Here is a 21,514-nt window from a genome sequence, read left to right as displayed (position 1 = left end):
GACTTCGAACATGGCCGAACGCCCAAGCGTACAAGACGATTTTTTGCAGATGCTCTTGAACGACAAGACCACCGTAAACGTGTTCCTCGTGAACGGCATCAGACTGAGCGGTCAACTGGCCGCCTTTGACCAGTTTGCAGTTTTGCTCGAGTCTGGTCTGGGTGCGCAACTTGTTTTTAAACATGCCATTTCGACCGTGCTGCCGGCCAATGGCAGGAGCCAGGCACGTTCGGAACGGTAATCCGGCGCGCCAAAGGGTCACCTCGTGTTCCGATACGCCGAGTGACCTGGCCACCCGACCGGAGGTCACCTTGGCGCGCTTGATGGTCATGTCCAGTCGTGCAGCGAAGGCCCGCCTGGAGCCGTTGCGTTTGAGAGTGCCTTGCAGATGTACATCTAGATTCAGACGACGATTCATGACGTGCAATGCTCCGTGTAACTCATCGTGACCAAACCTGGGGTCTTCAGGCTACGAAGGTGTGACACGACTTCGAGGTCGATGCTTGCAGCGAACGCCATCACCCGGGCTGGCATGTCGTTCGCGTGAACTTCACTGCACCTGAACGTCCGTTGCGGCGCGTCTTCCCCGCTCTGCGTTAACGCTTTAAATGCCCCGGTGTAATCGGCCCGGATGCCGGTTTCCCTATCCCGTACATGGCCAGAGGTCACTCCGCCGCGTTCTTCGCGCGAAGTAGCAGCGCAATGACAACGCTCGCAGACGTAGGTCCGTCGGAAAACTTACCCGAAGGTCGGCACCTGTTCGTGCGTCACCGGCGTTGGTCACCAGCTGTAGACGGGAGCATAAGGTGAGAAAGAGTGCCTTGCTGGGTAAGGACTTGCGGGAGGTGTGCACGCATAAAGCGAGAAAGCGTGACACATAAAATGAGAAACGCTGATTGCGGCCGCCTCGACCTGGGTGCCGAGCGAGGGGTAGGTTGAACCTGTCCCATCAGCGGAGGTCGTTCGCGCTCGCGCGCGGATTTCAAAAACTGCGCTTGACTTAACCCAATTCTAGCGATTTTCTCGGGTGATGGGAATCGGCCGGGCGTGCGCCGAAGACCTCTCTCTATCCCTAGGCAAGCCCCTCTCTCCCGCCTCAGGCCAGCAGTTCCGGTAGCTGGTCGGAGTTTCGGCGTCCGCCCGTCGCAACCGGACCCGGAGGGCACTCATGAAATCGACCCGCCTTTGTCTCGCATGTGGCAACGCGCTCGTTCCGCTGCTCCATGTTCCCCGTCAGCGATATTGCTCCTCGAAAGCGTGCCAGCGCGCCCGTCGACGCGACTGGCAGAAAAACCGGCTCCGTACCGATAGCGACTATCGCGACAACCAGGCCCGGGCGCAGGCGCAATGGCGCGCAGGCCATTCGAGCTACTGGCGCGAATATCGCGCTGCGCATCCGGCGTATCGACAGCGCAACCGTAGCATGCAGCGGACGCAATGCACGGCGGAGTTTCGAGCCGATTGCAAACATGGATGTGACCGGGTTTTCGCAGCCGCTGGCGTCGGGCTTCTACATACTGTGTGATGCGCATGAGGCCGGCGTTGCAAATATGAACGCGTGGACGGTCCACATAGCCGTACTGTCTGCGCCGACAGCGCCATCGACGTGATTGCAAAGAGATGACTTGATACGCATTGGTGTCGGGCCTGCTACCCTCCCGAGACCGGCGTTAGTGCGCCCGACGCGCGTACGCAGATTGCCTCCTGGGCTCCATGAACACCACGTGCGGTAGCTTCTTCGCAGTGGTTCGATGCTGGGATTCGCATGCCGTCCGCATCAACGTCGCAATTGGTCTGCGGACTCGCGGTGCCTTCGGACTTCGTAAGATTGCGACCATGTTATGAAAGACCTTACGTCCTATCAGCTCTATCTGCTCGCCTTCCCGTTCCTAATCGTGATTGTGCTTACGCGCTGTTAAAGCACTTCCCCGGGCCCGCTGAGATGGACAATTCTGCAGCAGCGCTGCCGACAGTGTGGTCTGCTACTGACGCCAAGTGGTATGAGTAGCAATGGCGCGTGCGCGACGCCGAACATCGCCTTCGCCTTGAACGAGATTGCTTGCGACTAATCGTGACTCAGAGTCAAGCAAAATCACCATATTGCCAGTAACATCGAACTATGGACAGAGCACAGAACACACCTTCGAAGGAACAAACGCATCACCCCGTTGATGTGGCGGTCATCGGCGGCGGGCAGTCAGCGCTCGCCACGGCATACTTTCTTCGTCGCGCCGGCCTGAACTATGTCGTGCTGGACGACCAGCCCGCGCCAGGCGGTGCCTGGCAGCATGCATGGGATTCGATTCACCTCTTTTCTCCGGCCCAGTGGAGTTCCTTGCCGGGCTGGCTGATGCCCTCGACCTCAGAGCAATATCCGACTCGTGAGCATGTTATTCGTTATCTCACTGAATACGAGAAGCGCTACGAGATTCCAGTTCATCGCCCGGTGGACGTGACGTCCGTATCGCGGCGTGATGCAGGGCTGCTCGTATCGACCGACAAGGGTGAATGGCTCGCAAAAGCCGTTGTCAGTGCGACGGGCATATGGGGCCGCCCCTACATTCCGGAGTATCCTGGACAGGCCACTTTCGAAGGTGAGCAGTTGCACTCCGCACACTACCGTAACCCAGAGGACTTGCGCGGAAAGGGAGTTCTGGTCGTAGGCGGCGGTAATTCAGGCGCGCAGATACTCGCTGAGCTGTCGCGAGTCTGTCACACAACCTGGGTTACGTTGGAAGAGCCTATCTTCCTGCCAGACGAAGTCGACGGACGTGTTCTCTTCGAACGTGCGACCGAGCGATGGAAAGCGCGCGCCGAGGGCCGACCGGACCCTGCGCCGAGCGGCGGCCTGGGCGACGTCGTGATGGTGCCGTCCGTGTGCGAAGCACGCGAACGAGGAGTGCTGCATTCCGTGCGGCCGTTCTCGCATTTCACGGCGGATGGCGTCGTATGGAAAGATGGCACCCACACGCACGTCGATGCCGTTATCTGGTGTACCGGATTTCGTCCCGCGCTCCATCATCTTCGTCCGCTGCACGTCCTTAATGACGCGGGCCGGGTGGATGTCATCGACTGCCGCGCCAGACTGGAACCACAACTCTGGCTGGTTGGATATGGCGAATGGTGCGGCTTCGCATCAGCCACCCTTGTCGGCGTGATGCGCAGCGCAAGGTCGACGGCAGCGCAGATTAACCAATACCTAACCTCCCTCTCGGAGCAGAGATTATGAGCGTCACGATTTATCACAATCCAGAGTGCGGAACGTCGCGCAATACCCTTGCGATGATTCGCAATGCCGGCGTCGAACCAGTGATTATTGAGTACCTGAAGACACCACCGACTCGCGAAACACTCGTGGACCTTATCAATCGGTCGGGTCTGTCCGTCAGGGAAGTGATAAGACAGAAAGGCACACCTTATACAGACCTGGGGCTCGATGACCCACTCGTGACCGACGACCAACTCATCGACGCGATGCTGGAGCATCCCATACTCATTAACCGGCCCCTTGTGGCGACCGACCACGGTGTGCGTCTGTGCCGACCATCCGAGGTGGTTCTCGAGATTCTGCCGGAAGCCCGGACGGTGCCGTTCACGAAGGAAGACGGCGAGGTGATTATCGATGAGCACGGCCGTCGTGTGAAGTAGCGCAACCGAATCAGCAATGGGCTCGCTTAACGGATAAGGCAATAGCCTCGACGGCGTGTGGAGCGAGAGAATGCTCGCCAGCATCACCCGCCGATAAACGACATTTCGATTTTTGACCGGCTATGCGCTGCACTGTCTTCGCCGCGCTGCTCAGAATAGCGGTCGGCCCGTCGCGTCCAAAGCGCAGCCACACGTCGGCGCAAAGCGTCGTCGGACTCCCCGTTTCGTAACGGTCCGCGCATGTCCAGGCCATGAGAGGCAAACAGACAAGTGAAGAGCTTGCCGTCTGCGGACAAGCGCAGTCGCGTGCAGTCGCCGCAGAATGGCTGCGAGACACTCGAGATGACGCCGATTTCGCCCTGTCCGTCCGCGTAACGATACCGTACCGAAGTGGCCGACGGCTTTTCGCGGCCCATTGGTACGAGCGGGAACGCCGCATCGATGCAACGAACGACCTCAGAAGATGACACTACCGACTCCATGTTCCAGCCGTTGCTCGTGCCGACGTCCATGAACTCGATGAAACGGACCTCCACTCCAGTTCCCCGGAAATGGCTCGCCATGGGCAGAATCTGCGCCTCATTCACGCCGCGCTTGACGACCATGTTGACCTTGACCGGAGCGAGACCGACATGGAGCGCCGCGTCGATTCCTTCCAGCACCAGCGCGGCAGGAAAGTTGACTCCGTTCATTTGCTGGAAGACGGTTGCGTTCATCGCGTCGAGACTGACGGTGATGCGCGTCAATCCCGCGTCCCAAAGCGACCGCGCCTTGCGGCTGAGCAGCGAACCGTTGGTCGTTAGCGTCAGTTCGACATCCTCGCCCGAAGGCGTTCGCATGGCGGCCAGTCGCTCGACAAGGCATTCAAGGTCTTTCCGCAGTAGTGGCTCTCCGCCAGTCAGGCGGATTTTCTCAACGCCAAGACCAATGAAAACCCGCGCGACGCGCTCAATTTCTTCGAAGCTGAGCAACTCACCCCGGGGAAGAAATTCGTAGTCCCTGCCAAACACCTCCTTCGGCATGCAATAGACACAGCGAAAGTTGCAGCGGTCCGTTACCGAGATACGCAAGTCACGCAAAGGCCGCATACGCGCGTCCCGAAGCGGCATCTCGGTTGTCGCGAGCTCGGATACAGGGAAGGCACGCTCCGCCGAGCCAGTCACGGAGACTTCTACCAGCGGAATGACTCGACCCAGAGAGAACGACTTCATCGCTGCACCCATCCCCGCGTGCGAAAAACCACCCACCATCAAAGCAGAACGCGGCCGGCAATGCGCAGGCCGCTGTCGCTTACGTGTAACGGCGACTCTTAAAGCTGACTGTTTGCTTGTAGTCCTCCATCGACCCAACACGGCGGATGTTCGCCCACGTCCCCTTATAGTACGGAATGACGTTTCGGTCGGTCCACGTCGTCGTGACGTTATCCTGGATTCCGTTCACATGACCGAACACCATGAACGTCTGGTCGTGCTTCTGCTCAGGCACCGGGTAAGCCATCGCATACGTGGAGCCGAAGTCGTTAAATACCCCGACGATGTCTCCCGCACTGATTCCAAGCTCCTGCGCATCTGCGGGGTTGATTTCGATGTATGCCATCGGGTCCCGGGCGCGAACGAATTCGTTGTACTGGTCGTGGTACACGGTCTGCCAGACCTCATTCGTGCGACCATTGTTAATCCAGAACCGGTATTTCGCTTTCTGGTCAGCCACCGTCTTCGGCAACCCCGGCCACGGTGATGGTTTGAACTGAGCCTTGCCGTCGGGCGTATCGAACTTGCCGTCCATGTACATCATCTCCGTGCCGACGAGCTTGCCTCCTTCCCACGCCTTTGCGGGCAACTGCACTCCGTTGTTGGCCATGATGCGTAGCCGCTCGTAGGTGACCAGATTCCCCGTATTGCCGCCCTGACTGTCAATCTTCGCCACCCCAGGTTGCCCCACGCGACGGAAACCGTCATTGAAAGCGTCCTCTTCGGTCTTCCAGTCGAAACCGTCAAACCGCGACGCCATCTTGGTGTTGCCGTCTTTGCGATACATGTCACGCAGCGTGTTGGCGACCCGCGCGGCGATGAGACAATCCGGCAACGCTGTTCCCGGTGGGTCCATGAACCGTTCGGAGAGGCGCATGCGGCGCTCCCCGTTCATCGAAGTCAGGTTCATCTCGCCCGGATGCGTTGCTGGCAACATCAGGTGGGCCGCTTCTTCCAGCTTTGTCGGATAGATATTGATGCTGGTGACAAACAGGCCACCCTTGCTGGTCGCGTCGTAGATGACATCGACCAACTGCTCGGTGGTCGCGCCGCGTGCTCCCTGCATTGCGTCCTTCACAATCTGCGAGCGGCGCAGGACAGCTTCGCGCAGGCCTTGCGCGTTGTTGCTGGTCTGGAAGTTGTTGCATGCCCACCAGGTCATCATCCGGCCTTTGCCGTGGATGAGTTCCTGGTCGATGTATATCTTCGTATCGCCCGGATACGGTGGTCTCGTGTAACCCTCCTGATGCCCCCCCATTCGCACGCAGCCCGTGCCTCGCCGACCAACGTTGTGCGTGGCAAGGGCGAGGTCTACGAGCGACGACTGAATCAGATAGTTGTCGTTGCCCCAGATGATGCCTTTTTCGTAGGTATGCATCGTCCTGGTCAGTTGGCCCGGGCCCTTGGGCTTATAGGACCATTCGGCTGCCGTCTGAATTTTTTGCGCTGGCACACCGGTGATTTTGCTGCATTCGTCCAGTGACAATTTGTTGGCCTGGACTGCCGCGTCGAATCCATTGGTGTGGGCGGAGATGAAATCGCGGTCCGTCCATCCTTGCTGCACCACATACGTGAACAGGCCATTGAACAGGGCAACGTCGGTGCCCGGAAGGATGTCCAGATGGAGCACGTTGTCCTTCCCCGCCACCTGCTCGGCGACTGCGATAGTCGGAGTGCGCCTCGGGTCCACGAACACGACCTTCGTCTTCGGAATCGCTTCGCCGGGGAACCACTTCTTTTTCTTGTCGGCCGTCCCACCCTGCAGGTTTGGCACCCAGTGATTCAGGAAGTAGTTCGTCTGCGTTTCGTAGGAATTCGCGCCAATGGACCAGATAACATCGGCCAGTTCGGCGTCCTCGTAGGAGTTGTTCAGTTCACCAATACCCATTTCGCGGGTTGCATGGCATTCCGAGTTGTATGCCGGCCGATTGTGAATACGGACCATCGGAGTCTGCAGCGCTGTAAACATCAGCTTGCCGGAGCCCCATGTGTTCTCGAATCCTCCTCCGGCGCCTCCGTGGTCAAAGGCAGAAAACACAATTCCGTTCGGGCCGTCCTTATCGAGTACCTTCTTCGCCAGGCCGGCGTAGAGCGCCATTGCCTGGTCCCAGGTCGTGTCGACCCACTGGTCGCTCAGATAGATACGCGGATGTCTCAGGCGCTCCTGGGTTATTCCGTCTGGTGTGTACATGTACGTCGCCATCTTACCGCCGCGCGTCGAGCTCAAGCCGCTATTCACGATGCAACTCTTGTCCGGAACAATCATGATGGTATGGCGCGAGCCATCGCGGTCGGTGACGACGTTTTCCATCGCGGGCGTCATGATGAGCGTGAGCGGCGGCACCTGTTTACGGAAATCAACGCCCAGCGCGTTCTGATTCGGGCCGCGCCCTCCCTCCTGGTCTTCAGGCCACTTGTACACGTGGTAACCGCATCCGACGATACAGAAGTGGCAAGTCATATTCGTTCGCTGGGCCGTGACCGGCGGTAGCGCAATGCGGTCTTTTTCAGTAGGCATTTTCAGCTCCTCGAACTCAAAGAACGTTGGCCTGGCGGCCGTAAATCAATCCTTCCATGCCAACCGCAGATACGGCCCCTGTCTTCTCGTCATAGTGAAGGCGCACACGTGGAAGATTCTCGGTGGCCTGTCCGGCAATCATCTGTCCTGCCTTCTCGGCATCGAACATACTGAAATGGCAGGGACACTTGAAAACCTTCGTCGTGGGTTCGTACGCGACCGGACAGCCCATGTGCGTGCACATCGCGCTATAGGCAACGATGTCGCCATCCGGGCCGACGCCGCCTGGTACGCGGCTGCCCATCTTGATAGCCACGCAAGGTGATGCAGCGTCTGGATAGGCGAAAGATACTGGCGTGTTTGGCGCCATGTGCGCGAGCTGAGCTACGGGTTTGTGCGGATATGGCAACTTCGTTTTGCTCGTATCGACTGCGTTGGTTGCCGCCGCGCCTACCTGCGGGACAAATGCGGTAGCGGCAGTGGCCGCAATCGAGCCGCCCCCGAGTTTCAGAAATGTGCGGCGGCCGACTTTGAGTTCGGACATGGTCTCCTCCTTCGCTTGAATCTTGCTCGTGTAATCGTTAGCATCGATTGCACGGCAAGACGTATGCCATACGGCTCAACGTCCGCCGGGAGGCTCGCGCACGGAGAGTTACCGCCAGTGAGCTGCTGGACGCCATTACCGTCCGGTAACGGTTCGTGCTGGGGAGTGGGCCGTTATGTCACCAATTCGTAACATCCGGCGGCGGCAGCTTCTTCGCTTTGGGATAAGCGTTCCGCTCCTTTCGTGTTTCAAGTTCGCGGCCGGCAATGAAAACCCTGCGGTTGCGTTCGGCACGACTGCCGTTTTCCTCGACAACGAAATCAATCTGCTCCACCGATGGAGCCGCGAACTGGGCGGGGTGTGCAGTGCAGACGTGCAGTTTGTGCAGCGCAATAGTTATCAGGAAATTGATGACCTGCTCGCCGACAGCCGACTTGATGTCGCATGGGTGTGCGGGTTTCCGTACGTCACGCACCTGCAGACGATGCGGTTGATGGCGATACCGGACTATCAGGGACAGCCGCTCTATCACTCATATCTGATTGTTCCAAAGAGCGATTCGCGGACGACGCACATTACGCAGCTCCAGGACCGCGTATTCGCATTCAGTGACCCGCAGTCGAACTCCGGCTTTCTTGTACCGACCACTGAGCTGATGCGCGCCGGCATCCGGCCAAGCACCTTCTTCAAAAAGTCCTTTTTTACGTACGCGCATCGAAAGGTGGTTGACGCCGTAACCACCGGGATTGCAGATGCCGGCGAGATTGATGGCTACGTCTACGACACCATCGAGAAGCAGTACCCCGAACGCACTCGCGACATACGGGTCGCGTGGCGTTCGCCGCAGTACGGCTTCCCACCGATAGTGGCGCGCCGCTCGCTCGACGAAGAGTCCTTTCTGCGTATCCAGCACGCATTGGTCAACATGAAAGACAGTCCTGCAGGTCGGGACGTCCTGCAGCGACTGAATCTCGATGGTTTTGTACCGGACGGCGACAAGGTATTTGACGGTATCCGTCACCTCGTTACCATCCTGAACTCTGGACCGGCATAGGCCGGGCCGCGCAGATGCTGTCCCACCTCAGTTACCGCTACAAGATTCCGTTAGCGCTGAGCGCAGTCATCCTGCTTACGGAGTTGCTCGTGACCGCTGCGCTCGTGAGCGTTGCCGTTTCGGACGCCAGAAACGACCTGGAAAGCAGCGCCCAGAATCTGGGTCGCGTACTCACGCTCTCGGTTCGGGACGCCCTGATGAAGGACGACCTATGGCGCGCCTTCGAAGTGATTCGAACTCCGGTGACGGTCAGGGAGCCCACGAACCCCTTGAAGGAAATCGTTCTCTTCGACGCCAAGGCTCGCGTCTACGCGTCGACGTCCCCTCGGAAGGAACCCATCCAGACGGCCGCCGCCAAACTTCCTGCCCAGTTTGGAACCGTCATCGAGCATCTGAGGGGCTCCGGCGAGCAGTTCTTTTTCGACTTTCCAGGATTGCTCGCGAATCGCGATGTAACGGCTGGTATGCCTGTGAATTCCGACGACGGAAGCCGCCTGGGATATGTGGTGATGGTCTATGACGCCGATATCCTTTACGGCCGCGTGCGGTCAACGCTGCTCAAACTGACAGTGGCCACGGTCCCAGTTTTGCTGGTCCTTATCCCTCTTGGTTGGGTCTGGGGTGACCGGATGGCCAAGCCTCTGTTGCGTCTCTCGACGGCCATGGCTCGTATCGGAAAGGAGCCACCGGAGGATGTCGGCGCGGGCATCACGGCAGATAGCAACGATGAGATAGGTCAACTGGGGAAGCAGTTCAAGGCCATGCTCTTCGAACTCGCCCAAAAGCAGGCGCTCGAACGGGAGGTCGTTGTCTCTGAGAGGCTCGCGGCCGTAGGCCGGGTTGCTGCCGGAATCGCTCACGAAATCAATAATCCCCTGGGCGGCATGCTAAACGCCATCGACACACTCAATACGCACGGAGAGCCCGATGCTCAGACCAGGAAAACCCTGGGCCTCCTCCAACGAGGTCTCGGCCAGATTCGCGCGACGGTTGGCGCGCTCCTGTTCGAGGCGCGGCTGGACTCGCCAGCAATGAATCTGTCCGACTGGCAGGATTTGAAGCTGCTGGTCGCACCGCAGATACAGGCAAAACAGGCCACTTTTCATTGGGACGTTGAGTTGGACGAGGCGATTGCGTTGCCCGCTCATCTGGTGCGCCAGCTCGTCCTCAACCTGCTGCTGAACGCCGTGAAGGCGGTAGAGGTCGGCGGGCAGGTGAATTGTCTGGTCGCTGCCCAAACGGCTGCGCTGCAGATAACAGTATCAAACACCGGTCAGCACATATCCGGCGTTGCGATGGAACATCTGTTCGAGCCATTCGGGTCCGTAGCCGTGGCAGAGGGACGGCGGTCCTATAGCCTCGGCCTGTGGGTTAGCTATCAAATCATTACCCAACTCGGTGGCACAATTTCCGTTGACAGTGCACCGGGGCGGACGTGCTTTGCAGTCTTTCTGCCCATTACTTCTGCGTGAGACAGGAGAACATTATGTCGAAGACACTTATCTGTGTCGTTGAAGACGACTCCATCATGGGCGAATCGCTGGCCGACCGCTTCCGTCTTGAAGGCTTCGATGTGGACTGGCATACGGACGGCGAATCAGCGTTTAGTGCGCTGCAGAAAAAACCGTATCAGGCGGTCATCAGCGATATCAGGCTACCGTTCATTTCGGGAGAGGAGCTCTTCTCACGTTTCGCAGCAGCGCATGCGTCGATTCCACCGTTTATTTTCATTACGGCCTACGCGTCGGTCGATACAGCAGTTTCTCTGCTAAAGAGCGGCGCTGCGGACTACGTTACCAAGCCGTTTGACATCGGGGCGCTGGTTGAGAAGGTCCGACTGCTCACGGGAACAGGCATACCGGACCACGCTATGCCGGCGCAGAGCGAGCTGGGTGTGTCAGAAGCGATGCGGCGCCTCGCCGAGCTTGTGCCAAGAGTCGCCGGCCGCGCCAAATCCATTCTGGTCACCGGCGAATCTGGAGTCGGCAAGGAGGTGCTCGCACGGTTCATCCATCGACATTCGCCCGGCGACGCCTTCCCCTTCGTTGCAGTCAACTGCGGCGCCGTCCCTGACACGCTTATCGAATCCGAATTCTTCGGTCACGAGAGAGGCGCGTTCACTGGTGCCGAGCGCCAAAAGAAGGGGTATTTCGAGCAGGCAGAGGGAGGCACGCTCTTTCTCGACGAGATTGGGGACTTGCCCTTGTTGATGCAGGTGAAGCTGCTGCGTGCCCTGCAGGAGCGCCGCGTCACGCGCATCGGGGCGGAGCGAGACTTCGAGACCAATTTCAGGCTCGTCTGCGCGACGAATCGGGACCTGGCCGAACTGGTTCGAGTCGGGAAGTTTCGTGAAGACCTGTTTTATCGCATCAACATCTTGCAGCTTCGCGTGCCCGCGCTTCGGGACCGGCCCGAGGATGTTCTATGGCTTGCACACCGCTTCGTACGCGATATAGCCGGTCGACTGGATGAGGCGACGAAGCTGTTTCACCCGTCGGCGGAGGCGCGGCTCGCGACTTACGGTTGGCCCGGGAACGTCCGTGAGCTGCAAAATCGGCTCGAACGTGCATGTATCGTGTGCTCGCGGAATATGCTCTTTTCGTCTGACATTTTCGAGGAAGACGGCTCTCAGGCCGCAGCGGCACTGGATATGGATACCCCACTGGACGGCTACATGGCCGCATGCGAAAGCGCGTTCATTCGCGCGGCGCTGTTGCAGCACCAGGGACACATTTCCGAGACCGCCCACGCTCTGGGCATTTTCAGGAAGAGTCTCTGGGAAAAGATGCGCAGGCATGCAATTGCGGCGGAGCCGTTGCACTGAGGAGTTTTTGACACGAGTAGTTTGTTCGACGCCGCTCCGGCCGAAACACGATAGCGCCCTTGCTGCTCCACATCAGCACCACGCCAAGCCAATCCCGCGTTGTGCGGCGCATTCCTCTGGCGAACCTACTCCAGAACATAGTGCGCGATGTGCACGCCTCCGTGAGCCGCATCCACTCAATGCGTGAAGCTTGACCTTCACACGGTGGCAAGGCCGAAAACTGCCTTCATGCGGTACCGATATGCCGGTACGTCGAAGGAGGTTGAGATGAATATTGGTGAAGTAGCGAAAGCGTCCGGTATGGCGGCGAAGATGATTCGCCATTACGAAGAGGCCGGGCTTATCAAGCCTGCGGCACGAACAGAGTCGAATTACCGCGTATATACCTCGACCGATGTCGAAGTGCTTCGGTTCGTGAAGCAGGCGCGGCGGCTCGGGTTTGCGACGAATCAAATCGCCGCGCTGCTGGCTTTGTGGCAAGACCGCAACAGGCCAAGCAGCGAGGTCAAGCGTCTCGCGAAGGAACATATCGCCGAGCTTGACCGTCGGATTCGGGAACTGACCGGGATGAAGGAAACGCTTGAACACCTCGCGAAGCATTGTCACGGCGACTCTCGTCCGGAATGTCCAATTCTGGACGCGCTAGCAAGCGGTCGCCATTAAGTTTGGTCAGACGTATCCACAGCGATTTCACGCTGCGCGCGAAAAGTCTGCGGGCGGAGATGCACCAGCAAGCGATTGCAGCCGAGCCGCTTCATTTAGAGGCCAGTGAAATTGCCTCTACTCGCGGCGGGACCACACGCATGAACACAGACGACGACGGAACACTTGAGACCCGGCTGGTGCGGGTGCACGGCCGAGTACAGGGTATCGGCTATCGGGAAGCCTGCGTGCGCCGCGCGAGGGCGCTGGGCGTCACCGGCTGGGTCCGTAACCGCATGGACGGTTCGGTCGAGGCGATACTGCAGGGCTCGCCCGAGCGGTTGGCCACCATGTGCGCGTGGCTGAGCGAGGGCATGTCCGTAGCCCTCGTTGACGAGCTTGAGGTAACCGAGATGCAGCCACCGCGTGCTCGCTTTGACAACTTCGAGCGCTTGCCCACCCTGTAGGGGCAGCAAGTGGATACGGCGGAAGAACTCGCTTTTTCGTCACTCGTTAGCACCACACGGTTCATTCCCCAAAGTCCAACAGCTGGAGGACCGGGGTCGTCGGGGCGGCAGCACCCAGTGCGGACGGTCAATGAAACGTCCAATACGCGAAGCAGCCGATTCGATGCCCCTTCAGGTGTGTCGCCAAACCGAGTCCGCATGGGAATGTGTTGACCGCGTGGACTACGCTTCGTGCCGAGGAAGCTCAGCAACTTTTGTATCGCGGGCGAGCGGGAGCGGCTTACTGGTGACGCTCGCACTCTTTTCGCTGGCATGAACCGGCACGTGCTCCATCCAGCGGAATAACAGAACTGCCAATCCGCCTCCAATCAGTTCGCTCACGATGAATCCTGGAGCGTCGACCGGCCTGATACCGGAAAACGTGTCTGTCAGAGACCGTGCGATGGCGACGGTCGGATTGGCGAACGACGTCGAAGCCGTAAACCAGTACGCTGCCGTGATATAGCCACCTACCGCTAGCGGAATGAATTCCAGCCGCCGCTTTCCGACATTCAAAATCACGGTCAACAAGCCGAACGACGCCACCACCTCGCTCCACCACTGGGATGGGCCGGTACGCACGTGCCGGGACGCCTCTATCAACGGTAAGTCGAACATACCGTGAGCCGCTATCACTCCGGCGATGGCGCCGATGGCCTGTGCAAGGATGTACGTTACGGCATGCTTCCATCGGAGCTTGCCAAGGCAGACTTCGGCAAGCGTCACAAGCGGATTGAAGTGCGCACCCGAGATGCCGATAAAGGTGGCGATAAGCGCGACCAGTGCCGCCCCGGTTGCCACTGTATTTGCCAGCAATGCAATGGCGACGTTTCCGCCCGCGAGTCGCTCACCCATAATGCCGGAGCCAACGACGGTCGCGAGAAGCAGTGCTGACCCGAAGAACTCGGCAGCGATGGCGTGACGCAGCCTCATAGCGGCGTCTTCCCAATCGCTGTCACTTCCTTCTGCAGCGCAAGCCGTTCGAGGGACGCAATCGGCAGGCTGATGAAGATTTCGAGTCGCTTGCGCAGCGTCGCGGCAGCGTCCTTGAACGCACGTCTTTTCGCCTCGTCTGAGCCCTCAACGGCTGCCGGGTCCGGAACACCCCAATGTGCGGTCATCGGCTGTCCTGGCCAGACTGGACACTGCTCCGCCGCTGCCTGGTCGCATACGGTGAACACGAAGTCCATCACCGGGGCGTCAGGCGCAGCGAACTCCTCCCACGACTTCGTCCGAAGTCCCTCAGTGGGCAGCCCCATCCGGGTAAGGAGCTCCAGCGTGAATGGGTTAATTTCTGCTTTTGGGTGACTGCCGGCTGAATAGGCTTTGAAACGCCCGCCGCCCAGGAAATTCAACTGGGCCTCCGCGAGCACGCTGCGCGCCGAATTGCCGGTGCAGAGGAAGAGGACGTTATGGACCTTACCACTCATTTTGATAACCCCAATTGATACACATGATGTGAAGGACAGACAGTTTCAATGGAGGTGGCTCTGCGAAGTCAAAGTACCCAGGGCTGTCGCCGGTCGGCATCAGTCTCCTTTTTCGCGTAGCGTGTCGCCGATGGTTTGGAGCTCGTTTTGCATGGCCAGACGGTCGAGCTTTTCCAGCGGCAGATTGATGAACAGGTCGATGCGCCTGCGCAACTGGGCGAACGCCTGCGAGAACGCTTTGCGCTTGTCGTCGTCAGTGCCTTCAGCGGTCGACGGGTCAGGGACGCCCCAGTGGGCCTTCGCGGGGTGACCAGGCCAGATGGGACAGACTTCGCCCGCCGCGTTGTCACAGACCGTGAAGACGAAGCCGAATGTGGGCGCGCCGTCCAGGGCGAACTCATCCCAGTTTTTGCTGCGGAGTCCATTGGTAGCGATACCTTTCGAGCGCAAGAGGTCGAGCGCAAACGGATTGGGCGCGGTACCCGGGTGGCTGCCTGCACTGTAGGCGGTAAACCGGTCGCCCGCGAGGTCGTTCAGCGCCGCCTCGGCGAGGATGGAGCGCGCTGAGTTGTGGGTGCAAAGGAAGAGGACGTTGTATTTGCGGTTTTCGGTCACGAGGTCTCCAGTCCGATACCGGACGATGGCACGATACATATCGATATCTCCAATATAATGGAAATGATGGGGCTCTACAAGCTTCCCGGGCCGCATCATGCACCAGGTGGGGCGAGGGTTTCATACCGTCACACAAATTTCATAATGACGGGAACTGGTCACCGGAATGACACGAACTATACTTAGCATCCCTACAGACGTAACGTATCTAGTTTTATGGAATTAACGATTACATACTGAGGAGACCAACATGAACAAGCAGTTCGTGCAGCGTCTGGCGGGTGCTGTGGTCGCCGCAACTTTTGCGGTCGCTGCCCAAGCGGTGGAAATCACGGGTGCCGGTTCCACCTTCGTGTACCCAATTCTCTCGAAGTGGTCTTCGGATTACAACCAGGCTTCCGGTAACAAGGTCAATTACCAGTCCATCGGTTCAGGTGGTGGTATCGCGCAAATCAAGGCCGCGACGGTAGATTTCGGCGCGACAGACATGCCAATGTCCGTCGAAGACCTAAAGGCGAAAGAAATGGGGCAATTTCCCTCGGTCATTGGCGGGGTCGTGCCAGTCGTCAACATCGAGGGCGTCGCGCCGGGAAAAATTCGCTTCACGGGTCCTGTTCTTGCCGACATCTATCTGGGCAACATCAAGAAGTGGAACGACGCAGCTATCACCAAAATCAACCCGGGTCTGAAGCTGCCGGACGCACCCATCACCGTGGTGCACCGCTCCGATGGCTCGGGCACGACGTTCAACTGGGTCAACTATCTGTCCAAGGTCAGCCCGGAATGGAAGAGCAAGGTCGGAGAAGGCACGTCAGTCGCGTGGCCTACCGGCATCGGCGGCAAGGGTAACGAAGGTGTCGCTGCATACGTGAACCGTCTGAAGAACTCCATCGGCTACGTCGAATACGCGTACGTCCTGCAGAACAAGATGACGTATGGCTCCGTGCAGAACAAGGCCGGGAACTTCATCGAGCCAAACGCGAAGTCCTTCCAGGCCGCCGCTGCGACGGCTGACTGGGCGAATGCCAAGGATTTTAATCTGGTAATGACCGATGCCAGCGGGCCCGACGCGTATCCCATCACGGCGACTGTTTTCATCGTCATGTACAAGCAGCCGAAGAATGCGACGCAATCGAAGGCCACCCTCGACTTCTTCAAGTGGGCACTGGAAAAGGGCCAGCCGCAGGCCCAGTCGCTCGACTACGTCCCGCTGCCGGATGCGCTCGTCAAGCAGATTGAATCGTACTGGGCGACCAACTTCAAGTTCTAACGTTCCCACAGCTCATGGCAGCGAGGAGCCGGTGGTTCTGCGTTGCCAGTCGAGGAAAAGCTCATGCGCACTGCTGCAGAAGAAGGTGCGAAAGGCCTGGCCGGCGGGCGCCGCCAAGGCACCATGCTCGGAACCGAGTTGACGTTTCGCGCCCGCAAGCGGCGACTGCCCGACGAGACCGCCGACAGAATGTTCTGGCTTGCCGCAGCGGCAGCGGCCATGTTTGTGCTAGTGATACTTTCAGGCGCTGCCCTGTCGATGCTGTGGGGTGGGCGCCTTGCGTTCCAAACCTTCGGCTGGCGCTTCTTCGTCAGCACCGACTGGGACGCGGTGGCCCACAAGTTCGGCGCACTCATTCCGATTTACGGCACGCTGGTCAGCTCCTTCCTTGCTCTGCTCGTCGCGGTACCGATTAGTTTCGGTATTGCGATGTTCCTTACAGAAATTGCGCCGCGCTGGATGAAGGGTCCCGTCAGCACAGCCATTGAATTGCTGGCCGCTATTCCAAGCATCATCTACGGGATGTGGGGCTTGTTCGTGTTTGCGCCCGTTCTCGCTGACCACGTTGAGCCATGGCTCATCGATACGCTCGGCAACGCGTGGCTGATTGGCCCGCTCTTTTCCGGTGCGCCTATCGGACTTGGAATGCTGCCCGCCGGCCTCATCCTCGGCATCATGATTATTCCGTTCATCTCCGCAGTGATGCGGGACGTGTTCGACGCGACGCCCCAGATGCTGAAAGAGTCTGCGTTTGCTCTCGGGGCGACACGTTGGGAGGTGATTCGAAAGGTGGTGCTTCCGTACACGCGTTCCGCAGTCGTCGGCGCCATTTTCCTCGGATTGGGACGCGCCCTGGGAGAAACGATGGCCGTGACGTTCGTGCTCGGTAACGCGCACGAGCTCAACGTCTCCCTGCTTGCTCCCGGCAATTCCATCGCAGCCACCCTCGCCAACGAGTTCACCGAAGCCGATTCTCCGATGTATCTTTCGGCCCTCATCGCGCTTGGCTTCGTGCTTTTCGTCGTCACGTTCATCGTGCTCGCGTTCGCGAAACTGCTGCTGTTGCGACTCAATCGCATGGAAGGAGCAAAGTAATGAACGGCTTCGACATGGAGAAGTTCAGGCGTCGTCGCATCACGAACAACGTTGTACTCGTGCTATCGGTCCTGTCGACACTTTTCGGATTGTTCTGGCTGTTCTGGATTCTTGCGACCACCGTCGTCAATGGGTTTGCTGCGCTGGGGCCGAGCCTGTTCACCCAGATGACGCCTCCACCCGGACAGCAAGGTGGCCTCCTGAACGCCCTGTACGGCAGCTTCCTCATGATAGGCATTGCGGCGCTTATCGGCGTACCACTTGGATTGATGGCAGGCGTCTATCTGGCTGAATACGCCCGTCGTACGCGACTTGGCGCGGTCGTCCGCTTCGTCAACGACATTCTGCTCAGCGCGCCGTCGATTGTCATTGGCCTGTTTGTGTACGAACTCGTTGTTCGTCCTGCTGGCCATTTCTCTGGTTGGGCGGGTGCAGTGGCGTTGGCCATCATCATGTTGCCGGTCGTCATCCGCACCACCGATGAGATGCTTCAGCTTATCCCGGACGCCACGCGGGAGGCAGCCCTTTCGCTTGGCATCCCGCGCTGGAAAATCAGTTCACGCATTCTGCTCAAAGCCGCAAGCGCAGGTATTGTCACCGGAGCCTTGCTCGCAGTCGCGCGCATCAGCGGGGAAACCGCTCCGCTGCTATTCACCGCGCTTAACAACCAGTATTGGTCCACCACCCCGAACGGCCCGCTCGCCAACATTCCGGTGGTCATCTTCCAGTTCGCGATGAGCCCGTATGAAGCCTGGCACACGCTGGCTTGGGCGGGAGCGTTCCTGATGACCATTTTCGTGCTGGCCCTCGCCATGCTGTCCCGCACCTTCTTCAATCGTGCTCATGCCACCCGTTAAGTTGCCATCTGCCCGGACGACACAAGCGCGCATCAGTGTGCGCGGACTCAACTTCCACTACGGCCGCCGCCAGGCGCTGTACGACGTCAATGTCGATTTTCCGGACCGCGAGGTGACGGCCATCATCGGCGCGTCAGGTTGCGGCAAGTCAACGCTGCTGCGGGTGTTGAACCGGATGTATTCGATATATCCAGACCAGACGGCCACCGGCACAGTCGAACTCGACGGCAAGAACATTCTGGAGCCGCGCTTCAAACTGAGCGAGCTGCGGTTGAAAGTCGGGATGGTCTTTCAGAAGCCGACGCCTTTCACCATGTCGGTTTACGACAACGTTGCGCTGGCCGTCACGCATCATGAGGCACTCACGCGTGGCGAACTTGACGAGCGCGTCGAGTTCGCTTTACGCCAGTCGGCGCTCTGGGACGAGGTCAAGGACAAGCTGGGGCAGAGTGCGCTGGCGCTCTCGGGTGGCCAGCAGCAGCGTCTGTGCATTGCTCGCGCACTGGCAATCGACCCTGAGGTGTTGCTGCTGGACGAGCCAACGTCCGCGCTGGACCCACTGGCAACCGGGAAAATCGAAGGGCTTCTGGATATGTTGCGCAAACACTATACCGTGGTCATCGTGACGCACAACATGCAGCAGGCGGGCCGTGTCGCCGAGCATACGGCCTTCATGCACCTTGGCAAGCTGGTCGAGTTCGGGACGACCGAACAGATTTTTTCCACGCCGGTTCAGAAGGCGACTGAGGATTACATCACTGGCCGCTTCGGCTAGGAGACAACCATGTCAGACAAACACCTCTCCAGTCAGTTTGATGCAGACCTCAATCTGCTTTCAACCAAACTGCTCGAGATGGGCGGACTTGTGGAGTCACAGATTGCGCAGGCGATGCAAGCACTGACGACCTTCGACCTGGACGTCGTGGAGCGTGTCCTCGAGGATGAGCACCGGCTCAATGCGATGGAAATCGACATTGACGAAGAAGTGAGCAACATCATTGCCCGTCGACAGCCCGCCGCTCGCGACCTGCGGTTGCTAATGTCCGTTTCCAAGACTGTCACCAATCTTGAGCGCGCCGGCGACGAGGCCAGAAAGATTGCGAAGCGGACGCGCCGCATCGCCGAGGACAGCGCGGCGCGGAGCATCAATATCGCTGACATCAAGCTCTCAGGCGAGATGGCGTCTCATATGCTTCGCAGGGCACTTGATGCATTTGCGCGGCTGGATACTGTCGCTGCGGCACAGATTGTCCAGGACGACCATGCCATCGACGAGGAGTTTCGCGCTTTCGTACGGAAGCTTGTGACCTACATGATGGAAGACCCAAGGAGCATTTCGGTTGGTCTCGACTACCTGTTTGTTGCGAAGGCTATTGAGCGCATCGGTGACCATGCGACCAATATCGCCGAATTTATCGTCTATGTCGTCGAAGGTACCGATGTTCGCCACGTGTCCCGCAAGCATACTGCTCGGGAAGCCTCTGGTAGCAAGGAATAGGAAGGAAGTGCGATGCCTGCGACTGTTCTGATTGTTGAAGACGAGCCAGCGATAGCCGAACTATTGGCCGTCAACATAAAGCACGCAGGGTACCACCCGCTGCAGGCGAGGGACGCCGACGCCGCAAAGGCGCTGGTGGATGAGGTGTTACCTGACCTCATCGTGCTGGACTGGATGCTGCCGGGAACATCTGGCCTGGTCTTCCTCCGCAGGCTACGTGCGGATTCGCGGACGAGAGCAGTACCGGTCATCATGCTAACGGCGCGTACGCAGGAAGAGGACTCCGTGAGTGGTTTTGAGGCTGGCGCCGACGACTACATGGCGAAACCTTTCTCCCCAAAGGAACTGGTGGCTCGCATCAAGGCGGTTCTGCGCCGGCGTGCGCCAGAGCTCAGCAATGAAGCAGTAACGATAAATGGCCTGACACTCGACCCGTCAACACGACGGGTCTGCATCGAGCACGATGGTGCGGAGCTTCCTGTGCATCTCGGCCCAAGCGAGTTCAAGCTTCTGCATTTTTTTCTGGCGCACCCAGAACGCGTCCACAGTCGAAGCCTGCTTCTGCAGCATGTATGGGGCAACCACGCTTCTATCGAGGAGCGCACGGTCGACGTTCATATCAAGCGGCTTCGCTCAGCGCTGAAGCCAGTCGGTTATGAATCCATCATTGAAACGGTGCGCGGGAGCGGCTACATGCTGTCGAAGACCGCGCAGCCGCACGGAATGGAGAATGCGGCGTAGGGACAGCAGCCGTTGCGCCACCCTGCCGCAGGTACACGAAACGTAACAGGCGTCCCAACATGAAGGTTGCTAGGCACCATGATGGACACTCGAGCCGGCGCCGTAAGGGGGCGGCTGCGCGAGGAGTTGCGCCAGCTCTGAGTTCGCGCGAGAAGCATTATCTTGTCTGGGGAATTCTGAGGCTCACGCTCGGCATTCTGCAAATGACCTTCGCCGCCGTTGCAATCGTTCACCTGATTTTCAACGGACTAACGTCCGCCACGCTTGCCTACGGTGGGGTTGCGGCGATTGCGACGCTCGTGAGCCGACTACTGTATCGCGGTCGAAAAGGTCCCCATCGATAGCTTCCAACAGTTGCCCGGCCTGCCGGTTGATACGCCAGCACCCTGAGTTATGGCCACGCGATGGTCAAAACTGCGTTGTCGCTCATGTGTCACCTCAATAGCGTTAGAATCATTCGCTTATCTCGACGACTCGCGCATCATGAAGGAAAAAGACGCCATCAAAGCTTTGTCCGCGTTGGCCCAGCCTACGCGCCTGGGAATTTTCCGACTTCTCGTGACAGCCGGTCCGGATGGGCTGAGCGTGGGAGTCATCCAGGAACAACTCGAACTCGCCAGTGCGACGCTGTCGTTTCACTTGAAGGAATTGACGCACGCCGGCCTGGTTTCATCCCGTCAGGAAGGCCGGTTTGTCTACTACGCGCCCGAAATCGACCAGATGAACGACCTGGTCGGGTTCTTGACCGAGAACTGCTGTCAGGGCGTGGAGTCAGCGGCGTGTGCGCCACGGAAGAAGGTGAAGTGTAAGCCTGTGCCGGCTTGAAGCGACTGATGCCTGCGGCGATGAAGTGACGAGCGCAGCACTTCTCTCGTTCGACGGTCCCTTCATCATCCGTAAGCGGTAATTTCGGCTCATCTGGAACCTGCGGGTGAGAGGGAACAAGATTGCGTCCGCAGCTTACACATTGCGGACGCAACTTATGACTGACCTACAAACTGACTTTGACTTCCTGCCCCTGC

The 21,514-nt window shown here is 58.9% G+C and carries 21 protein-coding genes; 15 read left to right on the top strand and 6 right to left on the bottom strand.

Going from position 1 to position 21,514, the window contains the following annotated elements; translation table 11 throughout:
- The first annotated feature begins 10 nt into the window (after positions 1 to 10).
- The 3 genes from hfq (at position 11) to arsC (ending at position 3,648) form a co-directional block, all read left to right on the top strand.
- Positions 11 to 241 (top strand): RNA chaperone Hfq, encoded by a 231-nt coding sequence (gene hfq, locus F6X42_RS36550; protein ID WP_187638792.1) that lies wholly within the window; start codon positions 11 to 13, stop codon positions 239 to 241.
- 1,878 nt (positions 242 to 2,119) lie between these two features.
- Positions 2,120 to 3,229, top strand: a complete 1,110-nt coding sequence (locus F6X42_RS36545) for an ArsO family NAD(P)H-dependent flavin-containing monooxygenase (RefSeq protein WP_187638784.1) — start codon at positions 2,120 to 2,122, stop codon at positions 3,227 to 3,229.
- Complete coding sequence (arsC, locus tag F6X42_RS36540; protein ID WP_187638783.1) at positions 3,226 to 3,648, top strand: arsenate reductase (glutaredoxin); 423 nt, start codon at positions 3,226 to 3,228, stop codon at positions 3,646 to 3,648. Before F6X42_RS36545 ends, arsC begins: the two co-directional genes overlap by 4 nt.
- Positions 3,649 to 3,731: 83 nt before the next feature.
- Here the strand turns inward: arsC and moaA are convergent, their stop codons facing one another.
- The 3 genes from moaA to F6X42_RS36525 all read right to left on the bottom strand — a co-directional run bounded on the left by moaA (position 3,732) and on the right by F6X42_RS36525 (position 7,960).
- Complete coding sequence (moaA, locus tag F6X42_RS36535) at positions 3,732 to 4,859, bottom strand: GTP 3',8-cyclase MoaA (protein ID WP_187638782.1); 1,128 nt, start codon at positions 4,857 to 4,859, stop codon at positions 3,732 to 3,734.
- Positions 4,860 to 4,938: 79 nt separating this feature from the next.
- Positions 4,939 to 7,416: an arsenate reductase (azurin) large subunit gene (locus F6X42_RS36530; protein ID WP_187638781.1), complete on the bottom strand. Its 2,478-nt coding sequence runs from the start codon at positions 7,414 to 7,416 to the stop codon at positions 4,939 to 4,941.
- A 16-nt stretch (positions 7,417 to 7,432) separates the two neighbouring features.
- On the bottom strand, positions 7,433 to 7,960 hold the full coding sequence (locus F6X42_RS36525; protein WP_187638780.1) for an arsenate reductase (azurin) small subunit: 528 nt from the start codon (positions 7,958 to 7,960) through the stop codon (positions 7,433 to 7,435).
- A 175-nt stretch (positions 7,961 to 8,135) separates the two neighbouring features.
- On the opposite strand from F6X42_RS36525, the gene F6X42_RS36520 reads away from it, so the two are divergent.
- The 5 genes from F6X42_RS36520 to F6X42_RS36500 all read left to right on the top strand — a co-directional run bounded on the left by F6X42_RS36520 (position 8,136) and on the right by F6X42_RS36500 (position 12,947).
- Positions 8,136 to 9,014 (top strand): substrate-binding domain-containing protein, encoded by an 879-nt coding sequence (locus F6X42_RS36520; protein ID WP_187638779.1) that lies wholly within the window; start codon positions 8,136 to 8,138, stop codon positions 9,012 to 9,014.
- A 14-nt stretch (positions 9,015 to 9,028) separates the two neighbouring features.
- Positions 9,029 to 10,486 carry a sensor histidine kinase gene (locus F6X42_RS36515; protein WP_187638778.1) on the top strand — a complete coding sequence of 486 codons (1,458 nt, stop codon included), beginning with the start codon at positions 9,029 to 9,031 and terminating at the stop codon, positions 10,484 to 10,486.
- Positions 10,487 to 10,500: 14 nt separating this feature from the next.
- Positions 10,501 to 11,838 carry a sigma-54-dependent transcriptional regulator gene (locus F6X42_RS36510; RefSeq protein ID WP_187638777.1) on the top strand — a complete coding sequence of 446 codons (1,338 nt, stop codon included), beginning with the start codon at positions 10,501 to 10,503 and terminating at the stop codon, positions 11,836 to 11,838.
- Between the two features lie 267 nt (positions 11,839 to 12,105).
- Positions 12,106 to 12,501 carry a Cu(I)-responsive transcriptional regulator gene (cueR, locus tag F6X42_RS36505; protein ID WP_187638776.1) on the top strand — a complete coding sequence of 132 codons (396 nt, stop codon included), beginning with the start codon at positions 12,106 to 12,108 and terminating at the stop codon, positions 12,499 to 12,501.
- Positions 12,502 to 12,641: 140 nt separating this feature from the next.
- Positions 12,642 to 12,947 (top strand): acylphosphatase, encoded by a 306-nt coding sequence (locus tag F6X42_RS36500; protein WP_187638775.1) that lies wholly within the window; start codon positions 12,642 to 12,644, stop codon positions 12,945 to 12,947.
- 222 nt (positions 12,948 to 13,169) lie between these two features.
- On the opposite strand, the gene F6X42_RS36495 is transcribed toward F6X42_RS36500, so the two are convergent.
- The 3 genes from F6X42_RS36495 to F6X42_RS36485 all read right to left on the bottom strand — a co-directional run bounded on the left by F6X42_RS36495 (position 13,170) and on the right by F6X42_RS36485 (position 15,031).
- On the bottom strand, positions 13,170 to 13,919 hold the full coding sequence (locus F6X42_RS36495) for an aquaporin (protein ID WP_187638774.1): 750 nt from the start codon (positions 13,917 to 13,919) through the stop codon (positions 13,170 to 13,172).
- Positions 13,916 to 14,416 (bottom strand): arsenate reductase ArsC, encoded by a 501-nt coding sequence (locus F6X42_RS36490; protein ID WP_187638773.1) that lies wholly within the window; start codon positions 14,414 to 14,416, stop codon positions 13,916 to 13,918. Before F6X42_RS36490 ends, F6X42_RS36495 begins: the two co-directional genes overlap by 4 nt.
- 99 nt (positions 14,417 to 14,515) lie before the next feature.
- The gene (locus F6X42_RS36485) at positions 14,516 to 15,031 is read right to left on the bottom strand and encodes an arsenate reductase ArsC (protein ID WP_187638772.1); all 516 of its coding nucleotides are present in this window, start codon (positions 15,029 to 15,031) and stop codon (positions 14,516 to 14,518) included.
- 250 nt (positions 15,032 to 15,281) lie between these two features.
- Between F6X42_RS36485 and pstS the strand changes: the two genes are divergently transcribed.
- From pstS to F6X42_RS36450, 7 genes are all read left to right on the top strand, one after another.
- Entirely contained in the window at positions 15,282 to 16,301 is a 1,020-nt protein-coding gene (gene pstS, locus F6X42_RS36480) for a phosphate ABC transporter substrate-binding protein PstS (protein ID WP_187638771.1), read from the top strand.
- A gap of 63 nt (positions 16,302 to 16,364) precedes the next feature.
- A complete protein-coding gene (gene pstC / locus F6X42_RS36475; protein WP_246530406.1) occupies positions 16,365 to 17,396 on the top strand; it encodes a phosphate ABC transporter permease subunit PstC in 1,032 nt (343 codons plus the stop codon).
- Complete coding sequence (pstA, locus tag F6X42_RS36470; protein ID WP_187638770.1) at positions 17,396 to 18,253, top strand: phosphate ABC transporter permease PstA; 858 nt, start codon at positions 17,396 to 17,398, stop codon at positions 18,251 to 18,253. Before pstC ends, pstA begins: the two co-directional genes overlap by 1 nt.
- Complete coding sequence (pstB, locus tag F6X42_RS36465; protein ID WP_187638769.1) at positions 18,240 to 19,028, top strand: phosphate ABC transporter ATP-binding protein PstB; 789 nt, start codon at positions 18,240 to 18,242, stop codon at positions 19,026 to 19,028. Before pstA ends, pstB begins: the two co-directional genes overlap by 14 nt.
- A 9-nt stretch (positions 19,029 to 19,037) precedes the next feature.
- A complete protein-coding gene (gene phoU, locus F6X42_RS36460; RefSeq protein WP_187638768.1) occupies positions 19,038 to 19,751 on the top strand; it encodes a phosphate signaling complex protein PhoU in 714 nt (237 codons plus the stop codon).
- A 12-nt stretch (positions 19,752 to 19,763) separates the two neighbouring features.
- A complete protein-coding gene (gene phoB, locus F6X42_RS36455) occupies positions 19,764 to 20,492 on the top strand; it encodes a phosphate regulon transcriptional regulator PhoB (RefSeq protein ID WP_187638767.1) in 729 nt (242 codons plus the stop codon).
- A gap of 483 nt (positions 20,493 to 20,975) precedes the next feature.
- Positions 20,976 to 21,317 carry an ArsR/SmtB family transcription factor gene (locus tag F6X42_RS36450; protein ID WP_187638766.1) on the top strand — a complete coding sequence of 114 codons (342 nt, stop codon included), beginning with the start codon at positions 20,976 to 20,978 and terminating at the stop codon, positions 21,315 to 21,317.
- Positions 21,318 to 21,514 lie beyond the last annotated feature (197 nt).

It is taken from the genome of Paraburkholderia podalyriae (assembly GCF_014397785.1).
GTDB classification, from domain to species: domain Bacteria; phylum Pseudomonadota; class Gammaproteobacteria; order Burkholderiales; family Burkholderiaceae; genus Paraburkholderia; species Paraburkholderia podalyriae.
This window is presented reverse-complemented; position numbering and strand designations above follow the sequence as displayed.

What these genes read in the sequence shown, in the direction of transcription:
- hfq (WP_187638792.1), top strand. Translation starts at nt 11, where the DNA reads ATGGCCGAACGCCCAAGCGTACAAGACGATTTTTTGCAGATGCTCTTG.
- F6X42_RS36545 (WP_187638784.1), top strand. Translation starts at nt 2,120, where the DNA reads ATGGACAGAGCACAGAACACACCTTCGAAGGAACAAACGCATCACCCC.
- arsC (WP_187638783.1), top strand. Translation starts at nt 3,226, where the DNA reads ATGAGCGTCACGATTTATCACAATCCAGAGTGCGGAACGTCGCGCAAT.
- moaA (WP_187638782.1), bottom strand. Translation starts at nt 4,859, where the DNA reads ATGAAGTCGTTCTCTCTGGGTCGAGTCATTCCGCTGGTAGAAGTCTCC.
- F6X42_RS36530 (WP_187638781.1), bottom strand. Translation starts at nt 7,416, where the DNA reads ATGCCTACTGAAAAAGACCGCATTGCGCTACCGCCGGTCACGGCCCAG.
- F6X42_RS36525 (WP_187638780.1), bottom strand. Translation starts at nt 7,960, where the DNA reads ATGTCCGAACTCAAAGTCGGCCGCCGCACATTTCTGAAACTCGGGGGC.
- F6X42_RS36520 (WP_187638779.1), top strand. Translation starts at nt 8,136, where the DNA reads ATGTCACCAATTCGTAACATCCGGCGGCGGCAGCTTCTTCGCTTTGGG.
- F6X42_RS36515 (WP_187638778.1), top strand. Translation starts at nt 9,029, where the DNA reads ATGCTGTCCCACCTCAGTTACCGCTACAAGATTCCGTTAGCGCTGAGC.
- F6X42_RS36510 (WP_187638777.1), top strand. Translation starts at nt 10,501, where the DNA reads ATGTCGAAGACACTTATCTGTGTCGTTGAAGACGACTCCATCATGGGC.
- cueR (WP_187638776.1), top strand. Translation starts at nt 12,106, where the DNA reads ATGAATATTGGTGAAGTAGCGAAAGCGTCCGGTATGGCGGCGAAGATG.
- F6X42_RS36500 (WP_187638775.1), top strand. Translation starts at nt 12,642, where the DNA reads ATGAACACAGACGACGACGGAACACTTGAGACCCGGCTGGTGCGGGTG.
- F6X42_RS36495 (WP_187638774.1), bottom strand. Translation starts at nt 13,919, where the DNA reads ATGAGGCTGCGTCACGCCATCGCTGCCGAGTTCTTCGGGTCAGCACTG.
- F6X42_RS36490 (WP_187638773.1), bottom strand. Translation starts at nt 14,416, where the DNA reads ATGAGTGGTAAGGTCCATAACGTCCTCTTCCTCTGCACCGGCAATTCG.
- pstS (WP_187638771.1), top strand. Translation starts at nt 15,282, where the DNA reads ATGAACAAGCAGTTCGTGCAGCGTCTGGCGGGTGCTGTGGTCGCCGCA.
- pstC (WP_246530406.1), top strand. Translation starts at nt 16,365, where the DNA reads ATGCGCACTGCTGCAGAAGAAGGTGCGAAAGGCCTGGCCGGCGGGCGC.
- pstA (WP_187638770.1), top strand. Translation starts at nt 17,396, where the DNA reads ATGAACGGCTTCGACATGGAGAAGTTCAGGCGTCGTCGCATCACGAAC.
- pstB (WP_187638769.1), top strand. Translation starts at nt 18,240, where the DNA reads ATGCCACCCGTTAAGTTGCCATCTGCCCGGACGACACAAGCGCGCATC.
- phoU (WP_187638768.1), top strand. Translation starts at nt 19,038, where the DNA reads ATGTCAGACAAACACCTCTCCAGTCAGTTTGATGCAGACCTCAATCTG.
- phoB (WP_187638767.1), top strand. Translation starts at nt 19,764, where the DNA reads ATGCCTGCGACTGTTCTGATTGTTGAAGACGAGCCAGCGATAGCCGAA.
- F6X42_RS36450 (WP_187638766.1), top strand. Translation starts at nt 20,976, where the DNA reads ATGAAGGAAAAAGACGCCATCAAAGCTTTGTCCGCGTTGGCCCAGCCT.